Consider the following 15356-nt stretch of genomic DNA (forward strand, 5'->3'; position numbering starts at 1 on the left):
TGATTTTAAATGATAATGATTGCTAATCAGCAAGAATGCAAGATCTTTTAGATTGCATCTGAATATATCTTAGATATAGTTTAGATATATCAATTTACGAGGCACACTATGCGACACGAACATGATGGCGGCGGACGACGACCACGCTTTTTTGGTCACGGCGATCTGCGGCTGGTGATTCTGGATATTCTGACCCGCAACGCGAGCCACGGTTACGAGCTGATCAAAGAGATTGAGAACCTGACCCAGGGGAACTACACCCCGAGTCCTGGCGTGATTTACCCGACGCTGGATTATCTTCAGGATCAGGCGTTTATCACCATTACGGAAGAAGAGAATGGGCGTAAGCGCATTGCCATCAATGCGGCAGGACAGCAGTGGCTGGAGGAAAACCAGGAACAGCTTGAGCAGATTCAGGCGCGTATCAAAGCCCGCGCGGTCGGTTTCCAGCTACGCAAAAACCCGCAGATGAAGCGGGCACTGGATAACTTCAAAGCGGTGTTAGATCTGAAGGTGAATCAGGGAGCGCTCAGCGACGCGCAGCTTAAGCAGATCGTTGGCGTGATCGACCGCGCGGCGCTGGAGATCTCCCAGCTGGATTAAGCCGGTGCGTGCGCGCTCACGCGGAAGACGCGTACCAGCTCTTTCAGGTGCATCGCCTGCTCGTTGAGGGAGGCCGCCGCGGCAACAGACTCCTCCACCAGCGCGGAGTTTTGCTGGGTGGTGGCATCAATCAGGCCAATCGCGCTGTTAATCTGCGAGATCCCCTCCGTCTGCTCGTGGCTGGCCTGGCGGATCTCACGCAGGATCACATCCATCTCTTCCACGTTGCCCACCATGCCGTTGATAAGCTCGCTCGCCTTCTCGACCAGGTTCATCCCGTCCTGCGTCTGGCTGGTGGAGCTTTCAATCAGCTCACGGATCTCACTGGCTGACGAAGCACTCTTCTGCGCGAGCTGGCGCACTTCACCAGCCACTACCGCAAATCCACGACCGTGCTCGCCCGCCCGGGCCGCTTCCACCGCCGCGTTCAGCGCCAGAATATTGGTCTGGAAGGCAATGGCATCGATCAGGTCGATGATGTCGGACATCCGGTTCGAGGTCTCGTTAATCAGGCGCATTTTGCTGGTCACCTGCTTCATCATCTCACCGTTGTTTTTGACCACCTTCGCGGCATCTGCCGACAGGTTGGTCGCTTCTCCGGTATGCGAAGCGGTGTTTTTCACCGTCGCGGTGATCTGCTCCATCGAGGCGGCGGTCTGTTCCACAGAGCTGGCCTGCTCTTCCGTGCGCGCAGCCAGATCCTGGTTCCCGGCGACAATCTGCGCGGCGGCGCTGGAGATATTCTCCGAGCCGGTCTGCACCTGCTGCACAATGTCCAGCAGACGCGTTTTCATCTCCATCAGGGCATGCAGCAACAGGCCGGTTTCGTCTTTACCGTGCGAGGTGATACTGCCGGTGAGATCGCCATCCGCAATCGCCGCCGCAAAGTCCACGGCCTGGCCCAGCGGACGGGTAATGGAACGCACGATAAACCAGCCAATCAGGCTGCCTGCCGCCACGCTGAAGAGGGAGATGAGGATGAGCAGCAGACGGTTGCTCCTGAAATCACTTTCCACCTGCACCCCGGCGTTCTGCATCTCAGTGTTCTGAATCGCAATCAGCTGCTGCACTTTGGCTTTATAGGCCTGCTGCAGTTTGAGGGTGTTGGTCATCATCTCCTGAAGCGCCCCGGCGCGATCGTGATTCTGCACCGCCTGCAAAATACGATAGCGCGAGTCCAGATACTGCTGGCGCACGCCGCGTATCTCGGCGAGCACCTGCTGCGATTGCTGATCCTGCAGCACGTTGTTCAGCTCACCGAGGAGCACCGTGATGTGCTCACTAATCTCTTTAAGATGCTGCTGCGACTGCGCCGTGTACGTTCCCTGTTCATCCAGCAGCATGAGCTGCTGAGTGCTAATAAATTCCTGGAAGTTATCGATTAACTGGTTCGCTTTTACCGTGGTTGGATAATCACTGGTAATAATGGATTGCATCCCGTTGTTTGCCCGGTTCAGACTCATTAAAGACAAACTCGCGCTCACCACCATCAGGACAATAAAGAATCCAAACGCCAGAAATAATTTCGTGCCGATTTTTACGTCATGTAAGAACATATTTACTCCATCGATGTGATTATTTCTCAGACGATCACCGTTATCGGTAACGAAACCGCTAACTTTATGACTTTGATCGTTTTTTTATTTCATAACCATCACAATGGATAGGCAGAGGCTATTAATATAGCCGTATCGATCGTTACTCAACCACCAGACGGGGCATTTATGAAATAGCATCGGGGAAAAATGACTTAGGCAGGGATAAATAACTGAGGCACTTTCTTTAGTTATTTAATATAAAATTAACAATAAATCGCAAGAATAATTACAAATAAAGCGACGAAAGCCGTTTACGCCTGGCAGAATAAACGGCTTTTCTGGAACATTACAGACTCAATGGAGAACCGTCACTGCATCCTGAAGACGTCCGGCCCGGTGTTTTACCATCGCGGAGATCTGCGCACTCTCTTCAACCAGATCGGCGTTTTTCTGCGTGATGCTGTCCAGTTCAGCCACCGCGCGGGTTAACTCTGAAAGCCCGGTAGCCTGTTCAGAGGTGGCATGGCTAATCTGCGCGATCAGCTGCGTGACGTTTTTCACCTGCTCAACGATATCATCCATGGTGCGTCCTGCGGCGTGTACCTGCTCGGAGCCGGACTGTACCTTACTGGCGCTGGCATCAATCAGCTTACGGATATCGTTGGCGGCATTAGCGCTGCGGCTGGCAAGATGGCGAACTTCCCCTGCCACCACCGCAAAGCCTTTGCCCTGCTCACCGGCCCGTGCCGCTTCTACCGCCGCATTCAGGGCGAGGATATTGGTCTGGAAGGCAATATCGTTGATCAGGGTGGTAATGGAGCCGATACGCTGGGTACTGTCGGCGATATCGTCCATGGTTTTGACCACCGTCTGCATCGCGTTCCCGCCTTTGGTCGCCGCACTGCTGGCGGCTACGGAGAGCTTATCGACCTCGGTGGCGGTTTCAGAGTTACTCTGAACGGAGGCCGCCATCTGGTTCATCGTCGCCACGGTCTGCTGCACGTTTGCAACGGTCTGACGCGTGCGGTCGTTCAGATCCTCATTACCCTGCGCCAGCTTGTCGCTGCCGTCGCGCACGCTCACCACCTGGCTTGATACGTCATTGATTAGCCAGCGACACATCAGCCCCAGTTGCCCCACCGCGCGAAGGGTCAGGCCCAGTTCGTCGCTGCGGCTCAGGTGCTGCACGCTATTGCGCTCGCCGGTTGCCACCTTCAGCGCCTGTCGCGCCACATTCTCTACCGGGCGAACAATCTGCTGTTCAAACAACAACGTGCCCAGCAGCATCATTATCGCTGCTGCGACCAACGACACCCAGCCTGCTGAGGTTGCCACAAGCGTAGCGGCGAGCGCGCCAAAGAGCACCGCCATCACGCCGCGTACCCGCCAGCGCAGCGGCATTGCCGGTAGTTTTCCGAACCAGCCCTGACGCACCACCAGCCCTTTATGGATCCGTTTAGTACAGCGTCCGGCATTCAGGGCCTTATAGAGTGGCTCAACGGTGGCGATCTCTTCTGCCGTCGCTTTGGTGCGAATCGACATATAGCCGGTGACCTTCCCGTGGCGCACCATCGGCACCGCGTTGGCGCGCACCCAGTAGTGATCGCCATTTTTACGGCGGTTTTTGACAATTCCGCTCCACGGCTCGCCCTGTTGCAAGGTGTACCACATATCGGCAAAAGCGGCTTTAGGCATATCAGGATGGCGCACCAGATTATGCGGCTGACCCATCAGCTCATTAAGCTGATAGCCACTCACCTGAACAAAGGTGTCGTTAGCATGAGTCAGATAGCTGTGGACGTCTGTGGTAGACATTAAGGTGGTGTCATCGTCCAGAAGATATTCATTCTGGGTGACATAGGTTGGAGAGGACATCGTGAGCATCCCTTGCAGGTTATTTGAATGTTAATTTTGTGGTTTATTGTTTTTTCGGCGGTAAACAATTTATCTTTAGTTGTTAAACTTGATGGAGATCGCAGATTTCACTTAAACCGCACTTTTTGTGAGATTTTATAATTGATTGATTTTAAATACTTTCACAATGAAATTACCTGCAAAGGATGATCTGTTAACGCCCACTTAAGTCGCACCGCCTGCACCCCCCTGGTGCAATTGACCCCATCCACGTCTTCCTGCCCCCGTTTTCCGTACCGCTAAATCCCGTCTGGAAAACATCGGCATGATTAAATATTGCGCAACATTATTTTAACCTGGCGTTTATCCCGATTTTCGTTAAGTCCGCTGAAGTGGCGTAATCCCTGCAATACTTAACGCAGTATCATGTGATACGCGATCCCCGGGAGCATATTTTGAACAGGTTACCTTCCAGCGCCTCGGCTCTTGCCTGTACCGCGCACGCACTGAATCTCATTGAGAAGCGAACGCTTGATCATGAGGAGATGAAACAACTTAACCGAGAGGTCATCGATTACTTTAAAGAGCACGTCAATCCAGGTTTTCTGGAGTATCGCAAATCTGTTACCGCCGGCGGGGATTACGGAGCCGTAGAGTGGCAAGCGGGAAGTCTGAATACGCTTGTCGACACCCAGGGACAGGAGTTTATTGATTGCCTGGGTGGTTTTGGCATTTTCAACGTGGGGCACCGTAATCCAGTAGTGGTTTCCGCCGTACAGAATCAACTCGCGAAACAACCTCTCCATAGCCAGGAACTGCTCGACCCGCTTCGCGCCATGCTCGCGAAAACGCTGGCAGCCTTAACGCCCGGCAAACTGAAATACAGCTTCTTCAGCAACAGCGGCACGGAATCGGTCGAAGCGGCGCTTAAGCTCGCCAAAGCGTACCAGTCGCCGCGCGGGAAATTCACTTTTGTCGCCACCAGCGGCGCGTTCCATGGTAAATCCCTGGGCGCCCTGTCTGCGACCGCCAAATCCACCTTCCGCAAACCGTTTATGCCGCTGCTGCCGGGCTTCCGCCACGTGCCGTTCGGCGACATTAATGCCATGCGCACCGTGCTCAGCGAATGCCGTAAAACCGGCGATGACGTAGCTGCGGTGATCCTGGAGCCAATTCAGGGCGAAGGCGGCGTGATCCTGCCTCCACAGGGCTATCTGCCTGCCGTACGTCAGTTGTGCGATGAGTTTGGTGCGCTGCTGATCTTCGACGAAGTGCAGACCGGCATGGGACGTACCGGCAAGATGTTCGCCTGCGAGCACGAGAATGTTCAGCCGGACATTTTGTGTCTGGCGAAAGCGCTCGGCGGCGGCGTAATGCCGATTGGTGCGACGGTTGCCACCGAAGAGGTCTTCTCGGTGCTGTTCGACAACCCGTTCCTGCATACCACCACCTTTGGCGGTAACCCGCTGGCCTGTGCGGCCGCGCTGGCCACCATCAACGTGCTGCTGGAGCAAAACCTGCCTGCGCAGGCGGAGCAGAAAGGCGACATGCTGCTGGACGGTTTCCGTCAGCTGGGACGTGAATACCCGGATCTGATCCAGGAGGCACGAGGTAAAGGGATGCTGATGGCCATTGAGTTTGTTGATAACGAAATCGGCTATAGCTTCGCGAGCGAGATGTTCCGCCAGCGGGTGCTGGTGGCCGGCACGCTCAACAATTCCAAAACCATCCGCATTGAGCCACCGCTGACGCTGACCATTGAGCAGTGTGAGCAGGTGCTGAAGGCGGCACGTAAAGCGCTGGCGGCACTGCGCGTGAGTGTGGAAGAGGCGTAAAAAAACGCCGGGTGGCGCTGCGCTTACCCGGCCTACAACACCAGCCCGGTAAGCGTTGCGCCACCGGGCTGCTTTTTATCGGTGAAACTCCGCCACCGTCATGGTAAAGCGCAGCACCTTTTTTCCCTCATTGGCATAGCCGTGCGCGGCTTCCGTTTTCGCCACCGCCGATGCCCCGGCAGCAACCTGCGTAACCGTCTCGTCCACCGTCAGGGTTAATATGCCTTCGTTCACGTGCAGCAGCTCAAAGGTACCCGCCGGATGCCCCGAAGAGGTAAAACGCTCTCCCGGCTGCATCTCCCACTGCCATAGCTCAATCATATCCGGGCCCGCGGTTCCTGCCAGCAGTCTGGCACGTCCGCCCTTTTCCCCCTGCCACAGCACCGGGATCGCGGCTTCTTCGATAACGTGCACCAGCGGCTCGCTGGAGACGTTAACGATATCCGCCACTGAGATACCGAGCGCGGCGGCCAGCTTGCACAAAATGGCGATGCTGGGGTTGGCTGCGCCCTTTTCGATCTCCACCAGCATGCCTTTGCTGACGCTGGCACGCCGCGAGAGTTCATCCAGCGACAGTTTTTTCTCTTTACGCCAGTTGCGTATGCGGTTCGCTACGGCCAGGCTTACCTGGGCGATATCGGCACCCTGTTCAGTCATTATATTGACTTTTTCAGTCATTGGTCACTACCATGGTATAAAACAGTCAATACAGGATTATTTATGTCTCTCGTTACGCCGTCAATAGACCCGCGCCTTGCCGCAATTGCCCCGGGCTTTCGGGCGCTGAGCATTCTGGTTGAAGCTGCGCCGATTACCCACCCGGAAGTCGCTCCGGCCGTGCTCACGCAAGCCTGCCAGCAGATGCTTAATGATGATGTGCCGTGGGCTGACGCGCACCTTTCCGGCTGGGATGAGGTATTTAAGGCCTTCGGCGCAAAACCGAAACGTACGCCCTGCTCGGCATCCGCCTTACGTAAGCGGGTCTTAAAAGACGGCTCGCTGCCACCGCTCGATCCGGTGGTGGATATCTACAACGCGGTGAGCATTCGCTACGCCATCCCGGTTGGTGGAGAAAATCTTGCGACTTATTCAGGCGCGCCGCGCCTGACGCTGGCGGACGGCAGCGAGCCGTTTGATACCTTCAAAGAGGGGCAGCCGGTGGTGGAATACCCGGAGCCGGGCGAGGTTATCTGGCGCGACGACCTCGGTGTTACCTGCCGTCGCTGGAACTGGCGCCAGGGTATACGGACGCGTCTTGACAGTCAGGCGCAAACCATGTGGTTTATTCTGGAAAGTCTGCCGTCAATGCCGCTTACGGCACTGGAAGAAGCCGGAGCGGATCTGATTGATAACCTGCAACGTCTGATGCCGGGTGCAGTGGTGCACAGGCAGTTACTGACCCTGTAAGAGGATAAAAAATGTTTCGTGGAGTCAGCGCATTTCCGTTAACGCCCCTGAAAAACGGCACGTTTGATGAGCAGGCCTTTACGCATCTGCTCTCTCCTGTGGTTGAGGCAGGCGTGGATTCACTGGGCATTCTTGGCTCGACCGGGAGCTATGCCTATCTGACCGTTGAAGAGCGTGCCCGGGTGACACGCTGTGCGGTGGAACATGCCGGTAACATACCGGTTATCGTCAGCATCGGCGCAATGCGGCTGGACGATATTCAGCGTCTGGCTGACGACGCGCAAACGGCCGGAGTCTCCGGCGTGCTGATGGCACCCGTGTCGTACCAGCGATTAACGGATGAGGAAGTATTCAAGCTCTATGAAACGGTGACCCGCCAGCTCTCCGTACCGCTGTGCATTTACGATAACCCTGCCACGACCGGTTTTGCGTTTAGCGATGAATTGCTGTTTGCCGTCGCGTCTCTGCAAAATGTGGGCTCCATCAAGCTTGGCCGCGTGCCGGAGGACCTGTCGCAGGTACGTGCCCGGCTTCCTGATACGGTCACACTGGGTATCGCCGGTGACTGGCGGGCAGCCTCAGCCTTGCAGGCCGGGTTTGACGTCTGGTATTCGGTTCTCGCGGGGTTGTTCCCAAAAGCGGCGCTGGCGATAGCGCGTTCGGGGAAAAGTACAGAGTCAGAACGGTTAGAGCCGCTATGGGATCTGTTCCGTCGTTACGGTAGCGTAAGGGTCATCGCGGCAGCGGCGGAAATGAGGGGAAAAGTGGCAACACCCGGCTTGCCGTTCCCGTTGCAGGCAATTCAGGGAGAGCCGCGCGAGGCGCTTTCAGCGATCCTTGCGGAATTGGAACTGGCCTGAAAAACGCCGGGTGGCGCTGCGCTTACCCGGCCACACCGCATCATTCATAAAGTAATTATTCTCAGGGATGGTTGAGAAAGCAACGTCCCCACCCTCGCAGTTTGTCCCTCTGTCTACGTGTAATTATCCCGGTAAAAATACGTCTTCTCGACTCTTAATAGAAATCAGAAGATTGAATAATAGTAGCGCTAAAATTATAATGCTTAGATTCATTTGCGAGGACGTTTAAGCTATGCAGTACCTACTTGACGGGATAGTGCATTATAATGATGAATCGCGCATTTTAACCGATAATAAACGCGAAGTTGAGCTTTCACTGGCGACGTCGCGATTATTAAATGCACTTATTGACGCCAATAATTCTCAGGTCAGCCGTACTGAACTCCTTGAAAAAGTCTGGGAAGAACATGGTCTGGTTGCTTCTGATAACAACCTGAACCGAAACATATCTCTGTTGCGAAAAGCATTTCTTGAATTCTCGCTTGAAGACAAAATCGAAACAATACCAAAGCAAGGATTTGTACTGCACTGTCAGTGTACTCGTGTTAGTACTACACGTAGTAGCACGTACGAAAAATTTAAAAAAATCTGTTCCTCGCACAAAGGTTTTTACATTAGCACAATAGCATTAACCGTTTTAATGGTGAGCACCATCACTGCCTTTTATTTGTACCATTTAAACGATAGCTCTATGCATAAATATAAGTCAGTCGGATTATGCGATGTCTATACTGACGAAAATGGCGTCAAACAAGAGAATATTGACTCATTTTTTAATACAAATTTAGGGCAAAGAATCGCATTAAAATGCCAGCAATATCCCAAAAATATCTATTTTGATGACAACAGAGCGCCTTTAAAAAGCAAGGTGTACTCAACTCACATTGCCCTGTGTGGCAAACAAAATACAGGGAAAGGACATGAATGCGAAAACTTCGTCAATATTAACAACAATTAATATTGTTTTATGCCTGTTGATGCTTCCCTTGCTTGCAATGGGAATATACAAGCTTGTTGGTGTTTATGATTACCTACCGATGAACTGTATGTCGACGGTACATATCAACTATGAAGATTCAAAAAATGTCCAGCAAGGGATTAATGGAAATATCAAAATTGTTTTCCACATTACCAACGATGGTCTCGTCACGGTCAGCGAATACGGCACGTTGAACTATTATGGTAAAGAGTACCTTGTCGATCGTACAGGAAACATGACCATCGACACAGACGTGCAAAACGGATTCCACAAAGTCACAAAAGGTAAATTTCTTGCTAATCCGCAGGATAATGCACCTTCTTTGCTGATTGAAAAACTCACCACCAGCCAACCTGTCCTGCACTATAAGATCCAGAAGCTTGACCCCAAAACCTGGAGAATAAGCGATTTGCAGCGTGCCATATTTATTTGCCGAAAATGAGTTTATTGACGCAAGCACATGGCTCATTGTGCTAATGTTATGAATGCAAGACAGATGTATAGATTGTTAAATCAAGAAATAAAACTCGCACTTAACTTTTAACAAAAACCCAACCAGAAAGCAATTGGAGCAACCATACGTTCATCTAAACAAACACCCTGCCTGCCAAAAAAAGCAGAACAAAAACCTTATTAAAGGTGATTCTTCTTGATTAAATTCTACTTCCTCTGCTTTTCTCATACTCTTCCCTTCACTTCTTTTATTCTGCATTTTTTTATTTTGTATTTCTAATATCCTTCATAAAAGAATTGTTTGAATTTATTTCGAAAGTATTATTTAGCCAACTTTTTGGTGACGATGCTTTTATCTTAAAGCATAGAAATCCATTTCATAAAATGTCATTAACCCTAACAGGCGAAGCAACAAAGTGAGAGGAAGATATGCGCGTGTTAATATTAGATCCTAACATTATAAACCAGCATTATTTGAAAACCCAAATTGAAGAAGCAGGTATTTTAACTGATGTATCTTCGAGTATTGAGGAAGTGGAAATGTTTATGTTTTCAAATAAAGCTGAACTCCTGATTATGGCATCTGAAACGCTTTCCACTGCTGAGTTACAGGCGATTCGTAAGTGGCGACGCGAAGGGCGCACTATCCGTATCATGATCCTTAACAGCAGCAACGATATTGAACATAAGGTGAAAGCGTTTGAAAGCGGCGCTGACGATTATGTTGTCAAGTCTAGTCATATTGAAGAGATTATCATCAGAATTTGGGTTTTAGTACGCCGGAATTATCTCACCCCTTCCAGCCGTATTACTGCAGGTAATTTAGAACTCGACTTAAACAGCAAGGTACTCTTCATCAACAAGCAAAAAATTCGACTGACCCGTTTTGAATTTGAAATTATGAAGCTACTGGTGAAGAACAAAGGCAAGGCGCTGAGCAAACGTAAAATCATGAAACATCTCTACCACGACTGGATGGGTAAAGAAAATAATACCGTCGAGGTGCTTATTGGTCGTCTGAGAAAAAAACTAGCGCCCTACAACAGCGGGCAAATCAGAAATCAAAGAGAAGAGGGTTATTATTACGATCTAAACGGTGCGATCTGAGTTACACCCAGCCCCTGTGCTGCCTTGATGGCATAAAAATTAACTTCATTTAAGTACGGTATATTTAACACTTTTAAACTCACACTTCATCAATCACAGCTTCATTGTTAAGAAAATTATATGAAAAAATCTACGACCAATACGCTATCGCTTTGGTCTTTAACGACGCTTGTCGTCGGAGCGATGATCGGAGCGGGTATATTTTCATTACCTGCTGCATTCGGACGAGCAACCGGTGGGCTTGGTGCAATTATTGCCTGGGTGATTGCCGGTGGCGGTATGCTGATGCTGGCATTTGTATTCCAGAACCTTGCGCAAAGAAAGCCTGAACTCAATGCGGGCGTCTTTAGCTACGCTAAAGCCGGTTTCGGCGAATATCCGGGCTTCATTTCGGCACTCGGTTTCTGGGCGGGTACATGTATCGGCAACGTATCCTATTTTATTTTAATTAAATCAACATTAGGCGCGTTTTTCCCTGCATTTGGCGAAGGTAATACGCTGCTGGCAATCGCTGTCTCATCAGTTGTTTTATGGTCTTTTCATCTCCTGGTATTGCGGGGTATTAAAGAAGCGGCCTTTATCAATACCCTGGCCACCTGTGCCAAGATCATCCCTATTTTTGTATTTATCACCATTCTGATAATGGCATTCAAAAAAGAGATGTTTATGCTTAATTTCTGGGGCGGGGCCGCCGGAGAGCCACCTCTCTTCAGATCAATCTTTTCCCAGGTCAGAAGCACCATGTTGGTGACCGTATTCGTATTCCTTGGAATCGAAGGGGCAAGTATTTACTCGCGTTATGCAACTAACCGGAAAGACGTTGGCCTGGCGACCGTATTCGGCTTCATCGGGGTGCTGTGCTTACTGATGTTAGTCACCATGCTTTCTTATGGCGTTATGCCCCAGGCCGAGCTGGGAGCCTTACGGCAACCCTCAATGGCCGGTGTTCTCGAAAGCATAGTGGGACGCTGGGGCATGATTTTCATCAGCGTGGGGTTAATTATCTCTGTCCTCGGAGCCTATCTTTCCTGGTCATTGCTCGCTGCGGAGGTTATTTATTCCGCGGCGTTGAAAAAGAGCATGCCTGCCGTTTTTGCACGCGAGAATCGCTGGCGCGTTCCCTCGTCAGCCGTATGGTTGACGAATATCTCGATACAGCTGTTCTTAATTATCACTTTTTTCAGCGATTACGCATTCCTGTTAGCCCTTGAGCTAACCAGCGCGATGACGCTTATCCCTTATCTTCTGGTTGCCGCGTATAGCCTGAAGCTGGTTATTACACGAGAAACCTACGAACAGTGCACAAAGGGATATTATAAAGACCTGGTGATCTCTGTCATTGCCACTGCCTATGCCTCGTTGATGATTTATGCCGGCGGATTAACGTATGTGCTTCTGTCCGCCGTTATTTATGCGCCTGGCACACTGCTTTATTACATTGCTAAGCGTGAGCAAAACAAAAAAATATTCTCTGGTACGGAACGAATATTATTTACCGCCATCGTGCTCGCGGCTTTGGCCTGTATTTATGGAATTATAAACGGAAATATTACCATTTAATTACTCTCTTAAGGAGATACTATGCAAGATATACCACTGGGTGTTCACTCCGAGGTCGGCCAGTTACGCAAAGTGATGGTGTGCGCCCCTGGGTTAGCACATAGCCGTCTTACACCGGGCAATTGCGACCGACTGTTATTTGACGATGTTATGTGGGTAGAGCGTGCCCGTCAGGATCATCTCGATTTTATTAACAAAATGCGCGGATGCGGTGTTGACGTTGTTGAGATGCATGATCTGCTCTCCGAAACGCTGGCTAACCGTCAGGCACGCAACTGGCTCATCGAACAGCAGATTACTGCTGATGAAATCCCGTTGGGTTTGCTTAATGAAACACGCTCGTTCCTGGATTCGTTACCAGCAGATCGGCTGGCTGAGTTTATGATCGGCGGGCTTTCAACCTATGATTTGCTGAACAGACACAGGGGCGATAAAGAAGAACTTGAACTCGTCGGAAGAGCGACAGGGCTGCGTGAATATTTGCTCCCGCCGTTGCCGAATACGCTTTATACGCGAGATACCACCAGCTGGATTTATAACGGGGTTACGCTTAATCCCCTTTACTGGCAGGCTCGTCGTGAAGAAACGTTACTGACCACTGCTATCTATAAGTTCCATCCGGACTTCACCCGTCAGACGATCAATACATGGTGGGGAGATCCAACGCGTTATCACGGATCCGCCACCCTTGAAGGCGGCGATGTTATGCCTATTGGCAACAAGACCGTTTTAATCGGTATGAGCGAACGTACGTCCTATCAGGCCATTGCCCAGCTTGCATCTGCCCTGTTTTCGAACCCGTTTAGCCATGTCGAGCGCGTTATTATTGCCGCGATGCCGAAGCTCAGAGCGGCGATGCACCTGGATACCGTATTCACCTTTTGTGACAGAGATTTAGTGACGCTTTATCCCGCCATTGTTGATCAAATCGAAGTCTTTTCACTGATTAAGGACGACTCCCCAGGCGGAATGCGTCTGGAGCATTATTCAGAGCCGTTAACAGAGGTGGTAGCCAGGGCACTCAATTTACGCTCGCTCAGGGTCGTTGAAACCGAAGGCAATGTTTACGACACCGAGCGTCAGCAATGGGATAGCGGAAATAACGTGGTCGCCATGTCTCCAGGTGTCGTTATCGCCTATGACCGCAATACCAAAACAAACGACCGTTTGCGTAAAGAAGGCGTTGAGGTCATTGAAATTGTTGGGAGTGAATTAGGGCGTGGACGCGGTGGCGGCCACTGTATGACATGTCCATTAATTCGTGATGCCGTTGATTACTCATAAGGAAGAGAGATGTTTACACGTTCTGTTTTAATGTTGGCCGGTTTGCTGGCATTGGCTGGCTGTACTGAAAAACCCGTTGGTTCTGCCCATCATGCAAGTGCTGCGCTTTCCGGTCAGGTGATGGCGCTGTCGCACGGCACAATCACAGGGGTGAGATACATAACAATCCAAAACGACACCGGAAGCAGCGCTGCCGGTACAGTCGGGGGCGCGTTGATTGGCGGTGCTGCCGGTAATGCTATTGGTGGCGGAAGCGGCCGTCTGCTGGCGACGGCTGGCGGTACCGTTGCTGGCGCGATGGCAGGACAGTCGATACAACGAGGAATGGCGCGACATAATGCGGCTGAACTCTTTATTCGTCCTGATAACGGGCAAGAGTTCGTTACCGTGCAGCCCGCCCGTGAAGGTGAATTTGTCGTAGGGCAACGTGTAAATATTACCTCGCATCGCGGTCAGGTAGCGATCTCTCCAGCTCAATAACACGCTTTATCATATCTGCCACAACAGGATGATTGTCCTTTTCATTAAGGATGAAAATTTTTTGTGGCAGGTTTTTATCTTTTATTCATTCCATGTGACCATTTATATTCTTAAGAGGGCATCATTGTGACGACTCATCTATTACAATTTTGGAATATGGCAGCCACCCTATTTTCTATATTCTTTTTTATTGCGTATCTGTTTGTTATTTTCCAGATCGTTACTGATTTATTCCGTGACAATACACTCAACGGCTTCTTTAAATCGCTCTGGATAATGCTGTTACTTTTCATCCCGCTGATCACCTCTGTTTTTTATCTCATTCTGAGAGGTAAGGGAATGGCCAAAAGACAACGTGCTTACAGACTGGATGCGAATGCCGCAGCACAATATAGTCTTTGTAAATCACCAGCGGAACAAATATCAGACGCCAAAAAACTATTAGACCAGGACGTTATTAGCCAGGAGGAGTTCGAACTCCTTAAAAAGAAAGCCATAAATTAAATCACAATGACTAAGGATGGCGTAATATCCAACCTTAGTCATTTCGTTTTAGAAAATCAGTCATCTCTGGCGCTATTAACAATTCGTCTCATGTTTTGTTAATGCGCTGGCCTATTTATTATTTTTTAACTACTTTTATCCACTGGAGTGTTCGCAATGAAAAGCACTACCCCCTGGCAGCCCTGTAAGGAAAAAATCGACTTTATCGGCGGCTTTTATCATTTATTTTTGTTGATTTGCTCTGTTTTACTCTGGAGCGGGTTAGTTCTTTTTGCTACACGTGCCTATGGCCAGACTCATGCTGATGAAAATGCAGCAAGCTGGGGCAGCAGGATTGTTTCCGATATTACGCAAACCTGGACAGATTATGATAGCCACGATATTTATCTTCCTTTTATCAGCTGGCATAACCGGTTCATGTACGATAAAGAAAAGACCGATCGCTATAATGAAATGCCCTGGGGTGCCGGAGTGGGTGTTTCTCGTCATCACAGCAATGGCAACTGGAGTGCACTGTATGGAATGGTGTTTAAAGACTCACATAATGAGTGGCAACCGGTCACCGGCTATGCATGGGAGAAAGGATGGCATCCAGGCCAACAAAAAGATTTCAGGTTGGGATTAGGGGTGACCGCCGGGATAACGGCGCGTAAAGATATGGGCAACTACATTCCCTTACCGATTATATTCCCTCTTTTTTCAGCGAGTTATAAAAATGTGAATGTTCAGTTCACCTATATTCCTGGCACCTATAATAACGGAAACGTACTCTTCGGATGGTTACGTTACAACCTGTAGCAGGGCTCAGCCCTGCATTACACTCTCGGTCTTTTTACTATCAGCGCAGGAAAGGAAATGTTTTAAGAGAAGAAGGAAGAAGAGTATCTGGATA

At 50.2% G+C, this 15356-nt stretch carries 15 protein-coding genes; 12 read left to right on the top strand and 3 right to left on the bottom strand.

Going from position 1 to position 15356, the window contains the following annotated elements; genetic code table 11:
• The first annotated feature begins 108 nt into the window (after window positions 1-108).
• Window positions 109-603, top strand: a complete 495-nt coding sequence (locus tag APU11_RS11640; protein WP_013098824.1) for a PadR family transcriptional regulator — start codon at window positions 109-111, stop codon at window positions 601-603.
• On the opposite strand, the gene APU11_RS11645 is transcribed toward APU11_RS11640, so the two are convergent.
• Both APU11_RS11645 and APU11_RS11650 read right to left on the bottom strand, forming a co-directional pair.
• Complete coding sequence (locus APU11_RS11645; protein ID WP_058651393.1) at window positions 600-2159, bottom strand: methyl-accepting chemotaxis protein; 1560 nt, start codon at window positions 2157-2159, stop codon at window positions 600-602. The genes APU11_RS11640 and APU11_RS11645 overlap by 4 nt on opposite strands.
• Window positions 2160-2495: 336 nt before the next feature.
• Window positions 2496-4016 (bottom strand): PAS domain-containing methyl-accepting chemotaxis protein, encoded by a 1521-nt coding sequence (locus APU11_RS11650; protein ID WP_057072843.1) that lies wholly within the window; start codon window positions 4014-4016, stop codon window positions 2496-2498.
• Window positions 4017-4450: 434 nt separating this feature from the next.
• Between APU11_RS11650 and ygjG the strand changes: the two genes are divergently transcribed.
• Window positions 4451-5830 (top strand): putrescine aminotransferase, encoded by a 1380-nt coding sequence (gene ygjG, locus APU11_RS11655; protein ID WP_013098827.1) that lies wholly within the window; start codon window positions 4451-4453, stop codon window positions 5828-5830.
• A gap of 75 nt (window positions 5831-5905) precedes the next feature.
• On the opposite strand, the gene APU11_RS11660 is transcribed toward ygjG, so the two are convergent.
• Window positions 5906-6508 carry a helix-turn-helix domain-containing protein gene (locus APU11_RS11660; protein WP_013098828.1) on the bottom strand — a complete coding sequence of 201 codons (603 nt, stop codon included), beginning with the start codon at window positions 6506-6508 and terminating at the stop codon, window positions 5906-5908.
• Window positions 6509-6550: 42 nt separating this feature from the next.
• Here APU11_RS11660 and APU11_RS11665 point away from each other — a divergent pair, with 42 nt between their 5' ends.
• The 10 genes from APU11_RS11665 to pagP all read left to right on the top strand — a co-directional run bounded on the left by APU11_RS11665 (window position 6551) and on the right by pagP (window position 15262).
• A complete protein-coding gene (locus APU11_RS11665) occupies window positions 6551-7237 on the top strand; it encodes a B3/4 domain-containing protein (protein WP_038420663.1) in 687 nt (228 codons plus the stop codon).
• An 11-nt stretch (window positions 7238-7248) separates the two neighbouring features.
• Window positions 7249-8097, top strand: a complete 849-nt coding sequence (locus APU11_RS11670) for a dihydrodipicolinate synthase family protein (protein WP_058651394.1) — start codon at window positions 7249-7251, stop codon at window positions 8095-8097.
• 232 nt (window positions 8098-8329) lie between these two features.
• A complete protein-coding gene (locus tag APU11_RS11675; RefSeq protein WP_058651395.1) occupies window positions 8330-9055 on the top strand; it encodes a winged helix-turn-helix domain-containing protein in 726 nt (241 codons plus the stop codon).
• On the top strand, window positions 9018-9518 hold the full coding sequence (locus APU11_RS11680; protein ID WP_032618564.1) for a hypothetical protein: 501 nt from the start codon (window positions 9018-9020) through the stop codon (window positions 9516-9518). Before APU11_RS11675 ends, APU11_RS11680 begins: the two co-directional genes overlap by 38 nt.
• A 440-nt stretch (window positions 9519-9958) precedes the next feature.
• Entirely contained in the window at window positions 9959-10636 is a 678-nt protein-coding gene (locus APU11_RS11685) for a winged helix-turn-helix domain-containing protein (RefSeq protein WP_013098832.1), read from the top strand.
• 120 nt (window positions 10637-10756) lie between these two features.
• Window positions 10757-12196: a basic amino acid/polyamine antiporter gene (locus tag APU11_RS11690; protein WP_058651396.1), complete on the top strand. Its 1440-nt coding sequence runs from the start codon at window positions 10757-10759 to the stop codon at window positions 12194-12196.
• Between the two features lie 21 nt (window positions 12197-12217).
• On the top strand, window positions 12218-13480 hold the full coding sequence (locus APU11_RS11695; protein WP_045293622.1) for an arginine deiminase: 1263 nt from the start codon (window positions 12218-12220) through the stop codon (window positions 13478-13480).
• A gap of 9 nt (window positions 13481-13489) precedes the next feature.
• Window positions 13490-13960: a glycine zipper 2TM domain-containing protein gene (locus APU11_RS11700; protein WP_058651397.1), complete on the top strand. Its 471-nt coding sequence runs from the start codon at window positions 13490-13492 to the stop codon at window positions 13958-13960.
• A gap of 126 nt (window positions 13961-14086) precedes the next feature.
• Window positions 14087-14464, top strand: a complete 378-nt coding sequence (locus tag APU11_RS11705; protein ID WP_029883828.1) for a zinc metalloprotease HtpX family protein — start codon at window positions 14087-14089, stop codon at window positions 14462-14464.
• Between the two features lie 156 nt (window positions 14465-14620).
• On the top strand, window positions 14621-15262 hold the full coding sequence (pagP, locus tag APU11_RS11710) for a lipid IV(A) palmitoyltransferase PagP (RefSeq protein WP_072200407.1): 642 nt from the start codon (window positions 14621-14623) through the stop codon (window positions 15260-15262).
• Window positions 15263-15356 lie beyond the last annotated feature (94 nt).

Origin of the sequence: Enterobacter sp. 50793107 (assembly GCF_001463365.1) — a bacterium.
Lineage (GTDB): Bacteria > Pseudomonadota > Gammaproteobacteria > Enterobacterales > Enterobacteriaceae > Enterobacter > Enterobacter cloacae.